Source organism: Janthinobacterium sp. GW458P, assembly GCF_002127585.1.
GTDB lineage: Bacteria > Pseudomonadota > Gammaproteobacteria > Burkholderiales > Burkholderiaceae_D > Janthinobacterium.
In genome coordinates, this window is sequence record NZ_NEGZ01000081.1 from 1 (window position 1) to 17,084 (window position 17,084).

Sequence of the window (17,084 nt, forward strand, 5' to 3'; positions counted from 1 at the left end):
CCGTCGTTGGCGCTGGCGCCCGTGTCGGCGCCGGGCGCCAGCACGACATTGCCCGGCGCGGCCGGCGGCCCCACCTTGAAGCCCAGCGTGGCGGACGGCGCGCCGGCATTGCCCGCCAGGTCAGTGGCGACCGTCGTCACGCTGTGCTGGCCATCGGCCAGGGTCGCGCCGGCCTGGAAGGTCCAGCGGCCGCCGGCATCGGCGCTTGCCGTGCCGGCCGCCACGCCGTCGATGAAAACGGTAACCACGCTGCCCGCCTCGGCGCTGCCGTTGAAGACGGGCCGGTTCGCGCTGCCGCCATGCGACACCGCCAGGTCAAGCGGCGCGGCCGGGGCGACGCTGTCGATCAGCAGCGTCAGCACGGCCGACGGCAGGCTGCTCACGCCGCCGCTCGTCGCGGTCGCCGCGATGCCGTGCGTGCCGTCGCCCAGCGCGGCGGCAAAGGCATAGCTCCAGGCGCCGCCCGCATCGGCCACGGTGGTGTCCACGGCCACGCCATCGACAAGGATGGTGATGAGCGCATGCGCCACCGCGGTGCCGCGCACCACGGGCCGCGCATTGCTGGTGACGCCATCGGTGCCGCTGGCGCCCGTATCGCTGGCGGCGTCCAGGCCGGCCACGGCCGGGGGCGGCAGCTGCAAGGCGATGGCGTACGTGGCGACGGCGCTCGTCTTGCTGCCGTCGTTGACGGCAAACGCGATCGTGCGGGTGGCCGTGTTCGGCGTGGCGGCGAGCTCGGCGTAGGTGATGGAACGCAGCGCGGCCTGCCATTGCGCCAGGGTCGCGCTGGCGCCCGCCGAGGTAAGCGTCAGCACGCCCGTGCTGCCGTTGTAGCTGCCGCTGATATTGCCGAAGGCGCCGCCCGCCGTGAACCCCAGCACGTCTCCTCCCGCATGGAAATTGCCCGTCAGGCTGACCGTGGCGCTGGCCAGGGTCGCGCTGTCGCGGTCGGACACGACGATGGCGCCATCGACGGCCACCGGCGCGCCGCCGACCTGGAAGCTGCCGCTGCCGCCGCCGGCCTGCAGCAGCGGCGTCTGGTCGACGGCGGCCACCGTCACGGAGCGCGTCACGCTGTTGCTGTCGCCCGCGCCATCATTGACCTGGAAGCTGATGCCGCGCGTGGCCGTCTGCGGCGTGACGGCGCTGTCCACGTAGGTCACGGCGCGCAGGGCTGCCTGCCATTGCGCCACGGTGGCGCTGGCGCCGCCGGACGTGAGGGTGAGCACGCCGCTGGCGGCGTCATAGCTGGCGCTGATGTTGCCATAGGTGACAGCATTGTCATTGGCAAACGCCAGGATGTCCTCGCCGGCCCTGAAATTGCCGGTGATGGCCACCCTGGCGCTGGCCAGGGTCGTGCTGTCGAGGTCGGACAAGGTCAGGCCGCCGTCGACGCGCACCGGCATGGACGCGGCATTGTCGCCCGCCGTGAAGGCCGTGCTGCCGCCGCCCACCGTCACGACGGGCGTCTGCGCGGTGGCGGCGACGCTCACCGCGCGCTGCGCCGGCGCGCTGCTTTTCGTGCCGTCGTTGACGACGAAGCTGACGGCGCGCACGGCCGTGTCGGGGGTGACGGCGCTGTTGCTGTACGTCACGGCCCGCAGGGCCGCCTGCCATTGCGCCACCGTCGCCGTGGCGCCCGAGGACGCAAGGGTCAGCACGCCGGTGCCGCCATTGTAGGACGCGACGATATTGCCGAAGGTGCTGGCGCTGGTATTGACGAAAGCCAGGCTGTCCTGCCCGCTGCGGAAGTTCTGCGCGATCCACACGGTGGCGCTGGCGAAGGTGGTATTGTCGAGGTCGGACAACAGCATGCCGCTGTCGACGGCCACCGGCGCGGACAGGCCATTGTTGGCAGCGATGAACGCGGCGGCGCCGCCGGAGGCCGTGGCGATGGGCGTCTGGTCCACCGCCGTCACCGTCACCGCGCGGCTGGCCGCCGCGCCGCTGCTGGCGCCGTCGTTCAGCTGGAACGTGATGGTGCGCGTCGCGCCATTCGGCGTGACCGCGCTATCGGTATAGGTAACCGAGCGCAGGGCCGCCTGCCACTGCGCCAGGGTGGCGCTGGCGCCTGCCGAGGTGAGCGTGAGCACGCCGGTGCCGCTGTTATAGCTGCCGCTGATATTGCCGAAGGCGCCGCCCGCCGTGAATCCCAGCACGTCCTCTGCCGCATGAAAGTTGCCCGTGATGGCAACCGTCGCGCTGGCCAGTGTGGCGCTGTCCGGGTCCGACACGGTCAGCCCGCCGTCCACCGTGACCGGCGTGGAAGCCGTGTTGTCGCCTGCCGTGAACGCTGCGCTGCCGCCGCTGGTGCTAACCACGGGCACGCCCTGGACGCTGACGCTGGCGCTGAGCGACAGGACTGTCGTGTCGCTGCCGCCATAGGCCGTGCCGCCGTTGTCCATGACGGACGTCAGCGTCACGACGCGGGCGCCGAACGTGGGCGCGGACGCCGTATCGCGATAGCTGACGCCGTTGATCAAGGCAGCGGCGGCGGCGGCCGACATGCCGCTGCTGCTGATGGTGACGGTGGCCGTGGCGCCGCTGACGGCGACCGTCACCGTGGCGCCGTTGCCTGCCGTCGTCACCACATTGCCGTTGACCAGGGCGATGCTGCTGCCATCGACAAGCAGGATTTCGCTGGCGCCATCGCGCAGGCCGGACACGCTCAGCGTCAGCGCGAGGACGCCCTGGCCCGCCTCCACGGTGCTGACGCCGGCGCCGCTGAATACGGGCACGGCCGCGCCGCCAGCCGTAAATACGGGCGCCAGCGCCGTGGCGCTGGCCGCGGGCGCATCGTTGACCGCGCGGATGCTGACGCTGACGTCGGCCGAGCCGCTGGCGCCCTTGCCGTCATTGACGCTGACGTTGACCGTGCGGCTGGCGCCGGGATCATTGCTGCTGCTGTTGTAGCTGAGCGCCTGCAACAGGATGGCGGTACGCGCGCTCGTGGCGTTGCCATTGAAGGTGATGCACAGGTCGCGGCCGTTGATGCCGTCGCCGTTGACGGCAATCACGCCGATGGCCACGCCGCCGACCGACACCACGCTGCCCGCGCTGGTGCCGCTGCTCAGCGCCACCGTGCCGCCCGTATCGATGCCCAGGATATCGCCGCTGCGGCCATAGGCGCTGATATGCACGGTCAGGTTGCCGCCGTTGAAATTGACCGTGTCGCTATCGACGACGGTGGCTGCCATGCCGCTATCGAGCAGCACGGCGCCGCCCTTTTCCGTGAACGTGGGATTGTCGCCATGCAAGTTGCCGATCACGGGGGCCGCATCGGCGCTCAGCGTGACGCTGGTGCTGGTGCTGAAGCTGTCAGCGCTGCCGTCATTGACCGTGAAGCTGACGGTGCGCGTCGCCGTGTAGGGGGCGAGCGAGGTATCCTGGTAGGTGACGGCGCGCAGGGCCGCCTGCCACTGCGCCAGGGTCGCCGTTGCCCCAGAGGAAGTCAGGCTCAGTATGCCCGTGCTGCTGTTATAGCTGGCAGAAATATTGCCGTACATGCTAGCGTTGCTGTTGTTAAAAGCAAGCAAGTCCTCGCCCGAACGGAAATTGCCCGTGATCGCCACCCTGGCGCTGGCCAGCGTGGCGTTGTCGTTGTCGCCGACCATGATGCCGCCATCGACGGCCACCGCATTGCCGTTGCCGGCACGGTAGGCCGCACTGCCGCCGCCAGGCGCCAGGTAGGGCGCCACGTTAGGCATGCGAAAGTTGCTGGCGCTGATATTGTCAATGCCAAATGCGCCCGTGACCTGGTAGCTGCCGTCCGTCTGCACGCGGAAGGAATCGATGGCCTGGAAGGCGCTATTCGCCGACAGGTTGAAGGTCACGAGTTGCCCGCCAATGTAGGCATCCGTCACCGTCAGGCTGTAGATGGCGCCGGACACCGGCGCGCCATTGTAAAAGCCGATCAGCTGCAAGGTTCCGACAGTGCCCGTCGTTAGCCCGGCAACCGCCAGGTCCACGGAATCGAGCCGGAACACGCTGCCATCGCCAGGCTTGACCATCATGTAGTCGAGCGCTACGCCATTGTTGCTCGTGCCGCTGATCAGCATCGTCTGGTAAGTCAAGGTGTCGGCGGCGATATAGCAATCCATGGCGCTGGCCCCGCGCAAGGTGAAATCCCAGCCTTCAATATTCAATGCGGTCAGCCCCGGGCCATCGGCGCTGCCATTGGTAAGTATTCCCCCCGGAAAAGAGTTGAAACTGGTGACGCCGTTGACGGGACGCGCCAGCAGGCCCTGATAGTCGAGCTGCAGGGCCTGCGCCTCGACGCTGCCGGCCTGGCGCTCCAGCGACCAGTTGCCGCCCAGGCGGGCCGTGCCGGTGGCGTCGGCCGAGGCGGCCACGTCGGCATGGCTCAGTTCCGCCAGGCGCCCGATGAAGGCAGCGCCGCCGCTGCCGGCGCCGATGTTGCATCCATACAACAGGATATCGCCGCCCGGCCTGAGGGCCGCGCCCAGCGCGGCCAGTTCCGCTTGGCGGCCCTGCAAATTATCGGCGGTGAGCGCTGTGCTGCCCAGCATCAGGTTGGCCGCCTCGCCGTGCGACACGATGTGCATGGCCGCATAGCCGTGGTGCTGCGCCGCCCACTGCGCCATCTGCGCCAGGCCATCCTTGCCGCCATCGAGCACGACGACGTCCGCGCCCTGCGGCAGCTGGCCCGTCAGGCTCTGGTAGTTGGCGATATCGGACATGATGAACACCACCTGCCTGGCCGGCGGCGCCGTCCCGGCAGCGGCATGGCGTTCCTGGGCCCGTTCGCCGGCGGCCGCTTCCATCATGCGTTCGGGCGCCGGATGGGGCACGTCGGCATGCTGCGCCACCAGCGCGCTGTGCATGGCAGCGCCATCGAACATCAGCCGCGGCTCCAGCGCCTGCAATAACAGCCGCGAACGCTTTCCCGTCGCCGCCACGCTCGTCTTTTCCCGCGACTTCCACCACGCCATGCCTGTCTCCCGTCAAGAATAATGATTTCAGGGCAATAGACAATCTGGTCTGGCGGACGATCTCTTACCCATGCATTCAGCATCGTGGACGGCAGAGTCCAGGCATCAGAACCTGAACAGCAATGGCATTGCTGCCAGCAATATGGAATGCCGGCACATCCATCCCCCCCGCGACGCGCACACAGCCTTGCCACGCCGGACAAAACCGCAGCGGCGGGCACAAGTGGCCGCGCGCGGCTGGTTTCGTCAGGTGTGCTCAGGCGGCGAATGCGTTTCTTACACATATGATAATGTGGGCTTTATGAAAATTCAATAAAGAAACATTTCTTCTGACTATTTTTGTCAGGTATTTCAGCTCATGGAAACCCCGTGGCGCATGATTGGCAGGTGCGCAATCAAGATGCTTTTCGAATGGCGCCCCAGGCGGTCAACGTTATCGGAAAAAATGCCGCGCATGAAGTTAAAGCGGTTGTCGAACTTGCCGACAGTATTCAGGGTACGCGGTCCAACGTAGGGACAGGCTGCACCGCGACCGTGGGAGCAGCCAGGGCTTGCGACGATTCGGACGCACAACCAGCTGATGTCTTGCATTGCACGATAGAACATATTCTCGCTACGGCCACCTGCCCCCAAACTACAGCCAGCCTGCGGCAGGCCACCATAGTGACCGTTGCCGCCGCGGCACGACGCCGTTACATCCGCGCTACGCGGCAGGTGCAATGCTCATTGCAGCATTACACGGACCCCGTCACACCACTGGTATGAAATACCCTTTACCATAAAGCAATACATCCTCTGCTGCTGGCCATCGGAAGCGGAAACTACATCGATCGTCGTCGCAGGGCTCGCCACGCGTCCTCTTCACGCTGGGTCCGCGCTTCTTGTGCCGTCAACAGACTACGTCCCCTATCCGGACAGATTTTAAATCGTCACTGCATTCAGGTATCATGTTGACGTACCCTTAAACAGAAGAAGACATACTTGGCTCTGCTATAGACTGTTGACACTTGCCAGTCAAAAAAGCCCCTGAAAAATCAGGGGCTTAGCTGTTACATTGACACGGAGTTATCTTACAGCGCCAAACGGGAGATCATTTCCGCTCAGTAGTTACGTGACTAAAGGAATCAAGTAAATCAATTGGTAGGCTACCGAAAACCCATGTGCCATTTTTTGTCACTTTTTTAGTGTTTAGTCTTTTTCAGCTAACGTAAATTATTCTGAATTAACGCTTAATTCGTGCCAAGCTTACACAGAGACCAGCAGTGGAAAATTTCAAAAAGACATCTTTTTATCATCATACGTGACACGAAGCTTCATGCAGCATAAAATTGCTCTTGATTTTAGCACCTATCTGCTTAGGTGCTTCATTAGTTGATTAGAAAAGTAAACCAAGAATGAATAGAAATACACAATTAAGCAGCACCATGAACAGGCATACAGTATTGGTAGTGATTGCCCACACCGACGACGAAGCATTGGGATTAGGGGGAACAATTGCTAGGCACGTTGAGAATGGAGATATTGTATATGCAGTGTCAATGACAGATGGCGTTGGTGCGAGGGGTGGTGAAAATGAAGAAGAAATTAAGATTCGCACTCAAGCTTCGATTAATGCAGGAAAAATACTCGGCTTAACCTGGATAGAAGGCGGAAGTTTTCCAGACAATGCAATGGATACAGTGCCACTATTAGCAGTTGCAAAAGTAATTGAAAAAGCAAAAAACACTATTAAACCGACAATAGTTTATACACATAGCTCAGCAGACTTAAATGTTGACCATCGCGTTGTAAGTCAAGCAACCCTGACTGCATTTCGACCTCAACCTAATGAAGTTTGGCAAGAGATTCGGACTTTCGAAATTGCTTCTGCTACAGATTATGGTCACAGATCAATAACAGATTTGTTTTATCCGAATCTTTATGTTGATATTAAAAATACGTGGAAAAAGAAATTAGCAGCATTGGAAGAATACCAAATGGAAATGCGTGACTCCCCTCACACACGTTCATTCGAGGGGCTTGAAAATTTAGCCAAACATAGGGGCAACCAAGTTGGGCTGCACTACGCTGAAGCTTTTGAAATCATACGAAAGATAGAAAGATGATTAACTATGTAGTAGCGTCTTCTAAAGACTGGTTTAAAGAACACCCTAAGACTGCGGAATATGCAAGTTTAAATATAATTGAAATTCACACCAAAGACCAGCTCAATCTGGAATTTTTGAAAAAAATCAATCCACGATACATTTTTTTCCCGCATTGGAACTGGAAAGTTGATTCCGAAATATATGAACGATATGAATGTATAGTATTTCACACAGCTCCATTACCTTATGGAAGGGGCGGCAGTCCAGTTCAAAATTTGATTTTAAGAGGAATAGAGAATTCACCTGTATGTGCATTAAGAATGACAGAAATTCTTGATGGCGGCCCTATTTATGATTCCATCGAAGTATCTCTTGATGGCACCATTTCAGAAATTTTTTCAAGAATTTCTGTTTGCGTTGAAAAGCTCATTATTAAAATTTGCCAAGAAAACATCAAACCTAAAGAGCAATATGGCAACATAGTTCCATTCAGTCGACTAACTTATGAAGACAATGAATTGAAGAGTGAATATTCAATAAAGGAGCTTTTTGACAGAATAAGAATGGTTGATGGGGCTAGCTATAAAAATGCCTACATAAATTTTGGCTATTACAAAATTGAATTTTCAAATTCCTTCATCCGCGACAATGAACTATATGCAAAAGTAAGGTTATATCGAAATGAAAATTAAAGATGCTGATATAAATGATTCCTTAGATGTTTTCACATGGAGAAATGACCCCGTTAGCTGCCAGATGTTCATAAGCAACAATGTCGTGACTTTAGAGGAACATAAAAAATGGTTTGAAAGCAGCTTAACCAATCAATTAAGAAAAATTTACATAGGAATAGTCAACGAAGGAAAAGTAGGTATCTGCAGGTTTGATACCGACAAAAAAATGAGTGGCGCAGAAGTCTCAATCAACCTCAATCCAAGTATGCGCGGAAAAAACTTAGCGTATGATTTTCTTGCGAACTCCATTGAAAAATATAGAACATCCAACACTATTAAATTAACAGCCACAATAAAAAAGGAAAACAAGGCAAGCCTAAGGATATTTGAAAGATATGGGTTCATAAAAATCGACGAAGATGATAACTTTTTCTACCTGACGAGAACTGATTGATTATTATGAATAATAAAGCGATAGAAACTATTAAGCTTGAGAAAATTATTGGCAGCGAAAAACAAATTGAGATTTTATTTCAATTGCTCAAGAATCGAGAACACAACATAAGCAACGTCTCCATACCAACGTTTGACCAACATATTAAGTTTGTGAAAAATCACCCGTACAGGGCCTGGTATCTGATAAAAGTTGATGGACTCTATGTTGGAAGCTCCTATGTTATGGAAAGCAATTGTCTAGGAATATCTCTTCTTAACGATGCATCAATTCTTCCGCAGGTCATTGATATGATATACAAAAAACATAAGCCGCTCAAAGAAATAAAATCCATCAGACCTCCACATTTTTACATAAACATAGCCCCCGAAAACAGGATTATTGAATCTCAGCTCAATCGGATTGGAGCAATAAAAATCCAATCAACCTACTCACTGGCATCAATTACAATCAATCCATAGAAGAACAAGATATATGTTTGATTTGAAAAGTGCATAGCCGCCTGTAGCTTAGTTTCTCCCGATCCAAGGTTCGAGAAAGATGGAAGACCGATGGATCGTGTTAGGGACCAGGGTATTCTGCCAGACACCAGTTCAAGAATTTGAGCAGTTTGTTGCGTTGACCGATTGAATTCGCAAGTCAGCGCACGCAGCTACCAACCGAGCTCAGTTATCATATCAACATTAGAAACCTGGACGGTGTCTGACTTCAAAGTGATGGTGGCGGTGCCATCGTCCACAGCCTCCGTCCTGCATATTGCATGGAAAAGCCTGATTTTTTATCACCCTCATAAAATTTCTGCTTAAAACTAGGATGGCTAACTGAATCGCCACGACAATCGTAGACACTCCTGAGCCATAATTACGGGCACAAGGAGAAAGTATGAGCGGAAACGATACGTAGAGGAATTCAAGATTGCTGCGGTCCAGCAAGTGGCGCAGCGCGGGCAACCGGTTAGCGAGGTCGCAGTGCGGCTTGGCGTGAGCATCCATAGCCTGTACGCCTGGGTGAAACGCTATGGCGTCCCAGAGGAAGAGCGCAAGGCAGTGGATGTCCAGACCGACGACGTGCGGCGCCTGAAAACCGAGCTCAGGCGCGTCACGGAAGAGCGCGACATCTTGAAAAAGGCCGCAGTGTACTTTGCCAAGACGCCCGCGTAAGGTACACCTTAATTATTGAGTTACAAGGCCAATTCGTTGCAAATCCCGGTGCGACGGCTTTGCAAAGTGCTTGAGGCTCATCCGAGCGGTTTTTATGCTTGGCGTCTGAATCCTGAAAGCAAACGTGCCAAGGAAGACAAGCGCCTGCTGGTATCCATCAAGGAATCTTGGCTGGAAAGCGGCAGCGTGTACGGTTACCACTAGGTCTGCGACGATCTGCGAGAGCTGGGCGAACAATGCGGCATCAATCGCGTTAATCGCCTGATGCGCTCGGCTGGGATTCGTTCTCAGGCGGGTTACGCCAGGCGCGAGTACAAACGTGGCGGCGCGCCGTTGCTGGTGGCTCCGAATCATCTGCAGCGGCAGTTTAATGTACAAGAGCCAATTCGCGTCTGGGTCACGGACATTACCTACATCCTGACATATGAGTGTTAAGTTGCATTGAAAATTGCCCCACCTTCCCCACGAATTTGCAACGGAATCCGACCCACGTTAGTAGCACAATTCTACCTGTCTTATCAGCAGGAGATCGGAGTGATCGACGTGGCTCTACTCGGCTTCATTCGACGCTGGCACCTTCGTGACCAGATCCCAATACGAGAAATCGCTAGGCGACTGGATATCTCGCGCAATACCGTCCGACGCTACCTGCGATCGGAAACCACTGAGCCCTCCTATGCGGAGCGGCGATCAGTTAGCGGACTAGACAAATACTCGGTGCAGCTATCGGGATGGCTCAAGGCCGAGACGACTAAGAACGCCTAACAAAACCGCTGAATGTATCTCCAGCAGATGAGTATGCAGGCAAGCGAGAGGAATGCCTGGTGGATATCGGCACGGCGCGCGATGAGGCCAAAATCGACGCTATACAGGCTTTCGTAACATCGCGGTGGCCCAAGGTACCGTTCGGACTAATAAAATGAAACAGGCAAAGGTACCTATCTGACCCACGTGTTCAAAGGCACTCGGTCTGATCAGCATCACGCCGCCTGGCCGCTACCACGTCCTCGTTATCTGACGGAGATGCGGCATATTCAATATACGAGGTCCGCCATTCAGACACGACCTCAGCCATGTCGATGTCCAAACCATGTCCCACATCTCCACCACTTTTCACGTCTCGAGCATGACAGTCAGTCTGCCGTATCTGCATTTGATAACGCGCAACCTACCGCAAATAGAGATAGCCAAAGCTAAGATCGTGTACGAATGCCGGGCCAGACCCCGCCCCCCGTGCCTCGGCCATCGCCCTCTTCCTCGGCGCGGCGCTGGCAGCGCGGCAAAAGGCACTGGCGCCGGCCGCATAGTAGACTGCAAGCCTGGACTACCCCGGCGGAAAGAAAACGATGAACACCGAAGCACGGAAAATCCCGGCAGCGATGGATGCCGAAACGCTGGAATTCATCCAGGGCCTGTTTGCCCTGGTGCGTGAGGGTGATACGCAGCAGCTGGGCGCCATGCTTGCCCAGGGCGTGCCAGTCAACTTCCGCAACGAAAAAGGCGACAGCCTGATCATGCTGGCCAGCTACCACGGGCACCTGGAAACGTCACGCCTGCTGCTCGCAGCAGGCGCCGACGCCAACGTGCCCAACGACCAGGGCCAGACGCCGCTGGCCAGCGTGGCCTACAAGGGCTACCTGGACATCGCCGAATTGCTGCTCCAGCATGGCGCCAACGTGGAAGGCGCCAGCCCGGACGGCAAGACGCCGTTGATGATGGCCGCCATGTTCAACCGCCTGGCCATCCTGGAATTGCTGCTGCAACACGGCGCCCGCATCGACGCCGTGGACAGCCGCGGCATGAGCGCCGCCTCGCTGGCCCAAACCATGCATGCGCAAGCGACGCTGGCCCGCCTAGCCAGCCTGGGACAGACGCCATGATCGACACGGGTGGTGCAATATTTTCTTGCGATCGCGCAATAAGTGTCTGCAGTATCTAGGCTGGCACGACGGAACATTGAAGGGAGTCGCCCTCAGCAAGAGCAATCTCGCCGGCGAAGCAATAGCCGACTGAATGCACGGTTCGGATCGGGATATCGACGCCGGTCCGTGATACGATTTTTGCACGCAAGCGACGCACCAATGAATCCAGCGAACGGCCGCTATGGTAGTCATCGCGCTGATACAGCTTGGTTAAAATAGTCTTTTTCTGTACTGGCAGACCGGGCTTGCTCGCCAGCAATTCGAGAAACATCAATTCCTTCAGGCTCAGCGCCACCTGCACATCGTGGGAAAAATGGAGTTCCCACTGCGTGACAAAAATCGTCCACCGCTCCGGGATGTCCGGTACGTCGACGGCAGTATTCTGTACGCGCCGCGCGATACTGACAATCACGGCTGACAGTTCACGGCAATCGACCGGCTTGACCAGATACTGGTCTGCGCCAGATTTATACCCTTTGAGCCTGTCTTCTATCGCGCTGCGGGCAGTCAAAATGACGACTCCCATATTGGTATTGGCCCGCACATACTCGGCCAGCACATACCCTTCCTGATCCGGCAGCCCAACGTCGATGACGGCGATCTGAAAATCACATTTTGGCAAAGCCTGATAAAACTCAGCCGCGTTGCGCACAGCGGTGATATGCATGCCGTTCAGTTCCAGCCATTCCACTACGCTGTCGCGCAAATCGTCATCATCTTCGACCAATAACACATTAATTTTCAATTGCACCGCTATGCGCCTCCTCTATAGGCAAAGGCAAGGTGATTGTCGCTGAAGTGCCTCCGTCGGGACGGTTGCTGAGAAATATGCTGCCGGCATGTTGAGCGATGATACGCCGCACCAGATACAGGCCGACGCCGCTGCCGGCGACGGAAGCGGTGCGACTGCCACGAAAATACTTGCCATACACCAGGTCCAGCTCATGTTTTGGAATACCCGGGCCATCGTCGTCCACCGTAATGAGCAATGTACCATTGTTTTTCCTCAACTGAACACTGACGGTCCCCTGTTTAGCCCCGTATTTGATCGCATTATCAAGGACATTGAGCATTGCAGTCTTGAGCAACTTGCGATCCCCATCAAAGACGATGGAGTGCGGGCATTTAAGCCCGAGTCGCGGCGCCCGTTCGCTCCAGAAATCAGCGGCCTCATCAATGATAGTTTGAAGAAAATCCCGCATCAGGATGGGCTCGCGAAGGATATCGTCTTTTCCCTCGCTATGCTGATCCCTCTGCAGCGCAGTTTCCGCCAATTCAACGAGTCGCAATACCGCGCGCTGCATTTTCCCGAGGTTGGAAGCGAAATGTAGGCCGCTGGCCTGCTGTTTACTTTGCAAAATATCCAGATTGGTCCGGATGACAGCCAACGGCGTACGGTATTCGTGCGAAAACATCTCCACGAATCGCATCTGGTTTTCCAGCGCTTCCTGCTTGGCTTCCAAGGACAGCAGCAGCTGATGCTTGATACGCTCGAAATACAGCAGCAGCAAGGCAGGAAAAAACAACAAGGTTCCGGCCAGCGGTACCAGATAGACAGCCACTATATTGATCTGGGACATCCATGCGGAATTGAAGGCCACCGGCTGATAGAGTAAAACGACGATACGCAGCGTATGCGCAGCAATCAGCATCAACAAGCCGACAATCGCCATTTCGCGCGCATAGCCATGCCTGCCGGAAGCGGCTTCTGGATTGCGTACCAGCAGCGTTTGCAGGCACAGCACAAATACCAGAATCAGGCTGGCACTGCTCAGGCAGGCACGCGAGGAAAACTCCGCTTTGTTTTCTATCAGCAGAAAATACAGACACGCGAACAAAGCGACAAGACCATACCCCCAGCGGCTTATTGACCGCCCGAAGAAAGCTCTCAGCCCGACCCACACGATGACACAGCCGGAAAACAATCCAACATTTCCCAGCATTAGCAGAAAACCTGGTGGGCGCGCGGCATTCAATATAATGAGCGTCATCCCGACAGCGGTCAGCACGCCGGACATGGCCCACAGCCGCGTGTAACGCTCGATGGGCGCAGCAAAATAGACACCAATCATCGTTACCGAAATACATAACTGTGTGATGGATAATGCAATACTGGCTGTTTGATGATCCATGGATACAGTATGTTCAGGTCGTGCAGGAGAACGCTCCCGCTCCAGCGCAATGAATCTGGCCTGGAGCCATGTGCGGTGCGTCAAGCCGCATCCCCTCTTTTTTGGGTATATATAGTCGGCAGCGCGTCATGCCATTTTTTGATGATTGCGCGCTGTTTCGCTCTCTTTTCTCATAGACGTCGGAGAAACTGGCTATTTTGTCTATTTTATCAGATCCCAAAAACCGCAAAAATGCTGTTGCAAGATGTCATTTATAGTGAGCCGGTACTGGCTTGCCGCTCGATCATTCAGAAGCTTTTGCTTGCCAGCAGCCACGCACGCAGCGATGACGGTTTTGTCAGCAATGCGGGCGCGGCGCCCACACGCGTTGCCACGGTAGCGCTGGCGCGCCACTGGTCCGGGCCGGCCCAGTTCAGGCCGATACCGGCACCGGACAGGGTTGCGCTATTTTCTGCCCTGGTCCAGGGATGACGGTTGATTTTCACATAGGCAGTATCCAAAAACGCCAGCACCTGCCATTTCCCGAGCGGCAGCGATGCCAGATCATGGCGCATTTCCACATTGCCTACATAGCCGGCGTCACCGGAAACTGCCCCGATGTCATAGGCCCGGACCGTATAGGGACCACCGGCAGTCATCTTTTCGGCAGAATCAAGATTGCCGTCACTCCATTGTCCACTGAAGTTGAAGTACAAGCTGTCGCGCAGCGTCAGCCCCTGCAAACGGGCGAAATTGGCATTCCACTTCGAAAAACCACCGCGGGTACGCGCGGCCGAGGCATCCGATGCGGCGGCAGCGGCGTCATCAAAACTGCCGCGCCCGCCAGTCCAGCCAAGACTCGCCATGCTCATTGCCCCGCCCAGCAAGTTGTCGCGAAAATCACCATTCACACTCAGTACCCAGTTATTCAGATGACGATCGGTACGCAGGCTGCCGACATCGATATGATCGCGCAAATTTTTGGCATCGTATTGCAATTGCGCATAGACATTGTATTGCTTGGTGCGGATCAAGGGATGTTTCGCCCACAGGCTGGCAACCGTCGCCGTGCCATTCGCCTGGAGCGCACTGGCAGTGCTGCCGAGCTTGTAGCGCAATGCCGAGTACGCGCCGCCGAGCCTGCTACCTTGGCCGTTAAGCAAAGTATCGTATCCCAGCCTGGCATAATTCATGCCCTCCCCCGTGCTGACGAGGTTGGCGCTCAGAATATCGCCATGATGAAACGGATTGACGATATTCAAGTTGCCGCTCAGGCGAGTGCGCCCGACATAGCGGTTACCGTAGTTATCCAGTGAAACGTTAGCCAGGGGTATCCTGTTGTAGCGCGCCTCGACATCCATGTCGGCGGCACCAACGGTTGTGCCCGGCTTGAGAGTCGCATTCACACTCACGCCCGGCACATCGGACAGCAACAGCAAGGCACGATTGAGTTCGGCATCGGCAATCGGCGCTCCGCCACTGAGCGGAGCCAGGCTGGCATTGAGCAAGGCGTCGCTCACTTCGCTGTGGTTGTTGAGGCGGACCTTGCCGTAGTGCGCCTCGACCACTTGGATGATGATGACGCCATCGGTGATCGATTGCACCGGAATGATGGCCCGTGCCATTGGAAATCCATGCCCCTGGTAATACGCGGTGATGCGCCCGGCCAGTTCCTCAAGTTGCGGCAGCGTCAGACTGCGGCCTTCCTGATCGGCGACCAGCGCATGCAGCGTTGCCGTGGCAAAAGCGGTATTGCCCGTGATACGCAGCGCTTTCACAGGAATCGGCTGCGATGGCGGCAAGCCGGCATCGCCTTGCGGCCTCACCTCCAGTGTCGGCGCAGGCGGCTTCACTACGGCAGGGACTGCCGGTTGCAACTGTTGCAGTATCGACCCCGCATTGGGAGTCGCCTGCGGGTCAGCGGCATACGCATCGAGCGACACCAGCGACAATGCCGCGAACAAAGGTTTCATCAAGAAAGGTTGCTTGGATATAGTAGTCATGTATTTTTATTCTGCGATGCTGGTGATGACGAGCGGCAACTGTATGCCACCATTTTGAATGCGCAGCGTCGGCTCGGGCCTGCCAAATCCTGTGGCGGTATTGAGCGCGGGGCGGCTGGTGGCTGCCTGCGAGCGCTCGGTCTTGCCAGAGCCAGTCTGCTGCACCACCAAGGTCGAAGACAGGTCAAATACCTGCGGCTGCGCCGAAGCCTGCGGCGGCAACACGGACGACAGCACTTGCGCTACCGTGTTCTGAACCTGCTGCATCTGCGTCGCACTGACGCTCGCGACCGGCGTGGTGGGCACGGCTGTGATGCTGGCGACTGCGCGCGATTGCTGGGCAATGATGTAATTGCCGATATCGGCCCCGCCAAAAACACTGCTCAGATTGACCGCCTTGCCGTCGCCAACGCCCGCGTCGGCGAACTGGCCGGTCGAGGCCATCGTGACCACATCCGAAGCAAACTTGCCCGCCAGCGTCGCATTGCGGGTGTTGACCGTGGCCGCCGTGGTGCCGTCATACAGTTTATCGGCGGCAGTAATGCCACTGACCGTGATCGATGCGGGCGTGATGCTGGCGGTGAGCACGTTTCGATCGACGAGATTGTAGTTGCCGGCATCTGTACCGCTCAGCGTGTAGCCACTGAGAGTCACCAACTTATTGCCACCGACATTTTTGTCCGCGAAATTAGCAGTGCGCGTACCACTCAGAAAGACCATGTCGCCCTCCATGACAGCGGACAGACTGGCGGTGCCGTTCAGTGCAGCCGTGGTCGTGGCGTCGTAGACCTTATCGGCAGCAGACAAGCCCGTTAGCGCCAGGTCGGCCTTGCTGATCGTCGCCGTCACGCCGCTCGGCTGCGTGACGACGTAATTGCCGGCGTCCAGCCCGCTCAAGGTGAAACCSGAGACGCTGACCGTTTTATTCGCGCCCGCATCCTTGGTCGCAAAGCTGCCGACACCCTGGCCGCCCAGGCTGAGGCTGTCGCCCGCAACCATGCCCGAGTACGCCACGTTCGCCGTATTCAGGGCCGCCGTCGTCGTCGCGTCATAGGGGCCGGTGGTGCTGCCCAGCGCCGCGCCCGTTTGCACGTTCTTGCTGGCCAGATTGCCGGCATCGCCGGCGCCGCCGACGCTGAAGGTCTGCCCCGCCACGCCCGTGGCCGTCAGCGTGCCGCCGGCCACGGCAGTGCYGCCGTCATAGGTCTTGCTGCCGGACAGGACCAGGTTGGCCTTGTGGATGSTGGCCGTCACGCTGCCCGGCTGCACCAGGTTGTAGTTGCCGGCATCCGTGCCCGTCAGCGTGTAGCCGCTGACGGCGACGCTCTTGCCGGTGCCCGCGTTGGCGTCGGCAAAACTGCCTGTCCCCGTGCCAAGAACGGAGACATTATCGCTGAGCAAGGCAGTCACGCTGGCCGTGCCGCCCAGCGTCGCGCTGGCGCTCCCATCATAGGTCTTGTTCAGGGCGCTGATGCCCGACACCACCAGGTCGGCCTTGCTGATCGTCGCCGTCACGCCGCTCGGCTGCGTGACGACGTAATTGCCGGCGTCCAGCCCGCTCAAGGTGAAACCCGAGACGCTGACCGTTTTATTCGCGCCCGCATCCTTGGTCGCAAAGCTGCCGACACCCTGGCCGCCCAGGCTGAGGCTGTCGCCCGCAACCATGCCCGAGTACGCCACGTTCGCCGTATTCAGGGCCGCCGTCGTCGTCGCGTCATAGG

General features: G+C 57.5%; 11 protein-coding genes and 2 pseudogenes. 7 read left to right on the plus strand and 6 right to left on the minus strand.

All coding sequences use genetic code 11. The annotated features are described in order from the left end of the window. Both CBW50_RS26480 and CBW50_RS30120 read right to left on the minus strand, forming a co-directional pair. The coding region (locus CBW50_RS26480) for a DUF4347 domain-containing protein (protein ID WP_086148279.1) at window positions 1–4,952 on the minus strand (4,952 nt) is incomplete at its 3' end. 384 nt (window positions 4,953–5,336) lie between these two features. Further along, a pseudogene (locus CBW50_RS30120) lies at window positions 5,337–5,575 on the minus strand (hypothetical protein); the annotation flags it as partial. Between the two features lie 771 nt (window positions 5,576–6,346). Here CBW50_RS30120 and CBW50_RS26490 point away from each other — a divergent pair. The 7 genes and pseudogenes from CBW50_RS26490 (at window position 6,347) to CBW50_RS26515 (ending at window position 11,207) form a co-directional block, all read left to right on the plus strand. Beyond that, window positions 6,347–7,057 (plus strand): PIG-L deacetylase family protein, encoded by a 711-nt coding sequence (locus CBW50_RS26490; protein ID WP_216356419.1) that lies wholly within the window; start codon window positions 6,347–6,349, stop codon window positions 7,055–7,057. After that, a complete protein-coding gene (locus tag CBW50_RS29165) occupies window positions 7,054–7,731 on the plus strand; it encodes a methionyl-tRNA formyltransferase (protein ID WP_139842654.1) in 678 nt (225 codons plus the stop codon). The genes CBW50_RS26490 and CBW50_RS29165 overlap by 4 nt, the downstream gene beginning before the upstream one ends. Further along, complete coding sequence (locus CBW50_RS26495; RefSeq protein WP_086148281.1) at window positions 7,721–8,167, plus strand: GNAT family N-acetyltransferase; 447 nt, start codon at window positions 7,721–7,723, stop codon at window positions 8,165–8,167. Before CBW50_RS29165 ends, CBW50_RS26495 begins: the two co-directional genes overlap by 11 nt. A 5-nt stretch (window positions 8,168–8,172) precedes the next feature. Then, window positions 8,173–8,628, plus strand: coding sequence for a hypothetical protein (locus CBW50_RS29170; protein ID WP_139842655.1), 456 nt, complete (start codon window positions 8,173–8,175; stop codon window positions 8,626–8,628). A 399-nt stretch (window positions 8,629–9,027) separates the two neighbouring features. Further along, a pseudogene (locus tag CBW50_RS30125) lies at window positions 9,028–9,756 on the plus strand (IS3 family transposase); the annotation flags it as partial. 114 nt (window positions 9,757–9,870) lie between these two features. After that, a complete protein-coding gene (locus CBW50_RS26510; RefSeq protein ID WP_253252006.1) occupies window positions 9,871–10,092 on the plus strand; it encodes a helix-turn-helix domain-containing protein in 222 nt (73 codons plus the stop codon). 581 nt (window positions 10,093–10,673) lie between these two features. Then, on the plus strand, window positions 10,674–11,207 hold the full coding sequence (locus tag CBW50_RS26515) for an ankyrin repeat domain-containing protein (RefSeq protein WP_086148284.1): 534 nt from the start codon (window positions 10,674–10,676) through the stop codon (window positions 11,205–11,207). A gap of 55 nt (window positions 11,208–11,262) precedes the next feature. Here CBW50_RS26515 and CBW50_RS26520 read toward each other — a convergent pair whose 3' ends face one another. From CBW50_RS26520 to CBW50_RS29550, 4 genes are all read right to left on the minus strand, one after another. Then, the gene (locus CBW50_RS26520; protein WP_086148285.1) at window positions 11,263–12,000 is read right to left on the minus strand and encodes a response regulator transcription factor; all 738 of its coding nucleotides are present in this window, start codon (window positions 11,998–12,000) and stop codon (window positions 11,263–11,265) included. After that, a complete protein-coding gene (locus CBW50_RS26525; protein ID WP_139842657.1) occupies window positions 11,984–13,465 on the minus strand; it encodes a sensor histidine kinase KdpD in 1,482 nt (493 codons plus the stop codon). The genes CBW50_RS26520 and CBW50_RS26525 overlap by 17 nt, the downstream gene beginning before the upstream one ends. Window positions 13,466–13,668: 203 nt before the next feature. Beyond that, window positions 13,669–15,363: a ShlB/FhaC/HecB family hemolysin secretion/activation protein gene (locus CBW50_RS26530; protein WP_086148287.1), complete on the minus strand. Its 1,695-nt coding sequence runs from the start codon at window positions 15,361–15,363 to the stop codon at window positions 13,669–13,671. Between the two features lie 6 nt (window positions 15,364–15,369). Further along, the coding region (locus tag CBW50_RS29550; RefSeq protein WP_253252004.1) for a YDG domain-containing protein at window positions 15,370–17,084 on the minus strand (1,715 nt) is incomplete at its 5' end.

Excerpts from the sequence above, each read along its gene's own strand:
- CBW50_RS29170 (WP_139842655.1), top strand. The coding sequence starts at position 8,173 with ATGAATAATAAAGCGATAGAAACTATTAAGCTTGAGAAAATTATTGGC.
- CBW50_RS26490 (WP_216356419.1), top strand. The coding sequence starts at position 6,347 with ATGAATAGAAATACACAATTAAGCAGCACCATGAACAGGCATACAGTA.
- CBW50_RS26495 (WP_086148281.1), top strand. The coding sequence starts at position 7,721 with ATGAAAATTAAAGATGCTGATATAAATGATTCCTTAGATGTTTTCACA.
- CBW50_RS26515 (WP_086148284.1), top strand. The coding sequence starts at position 10,674 with ATGAACACCGAAGCACGGAAAATCCCGGCAGCGATGGATGCCGAAACG.
- CBW50_RS26530 (WP_086148287.1), bottom strand. The coding sequence starts at position 15,363 with ATGACTACTATATCCAAGCAACCTTTCTTGATGAAACCTTTGTTCGCG.
- CBW50_RS29165 (WP_139842654.1), top strand. The coding sequence starts at position 7,054 with ATGATTAACTATGTAGTAGCGTCTTCTAAAGACTGGTTTAAAGAACAC.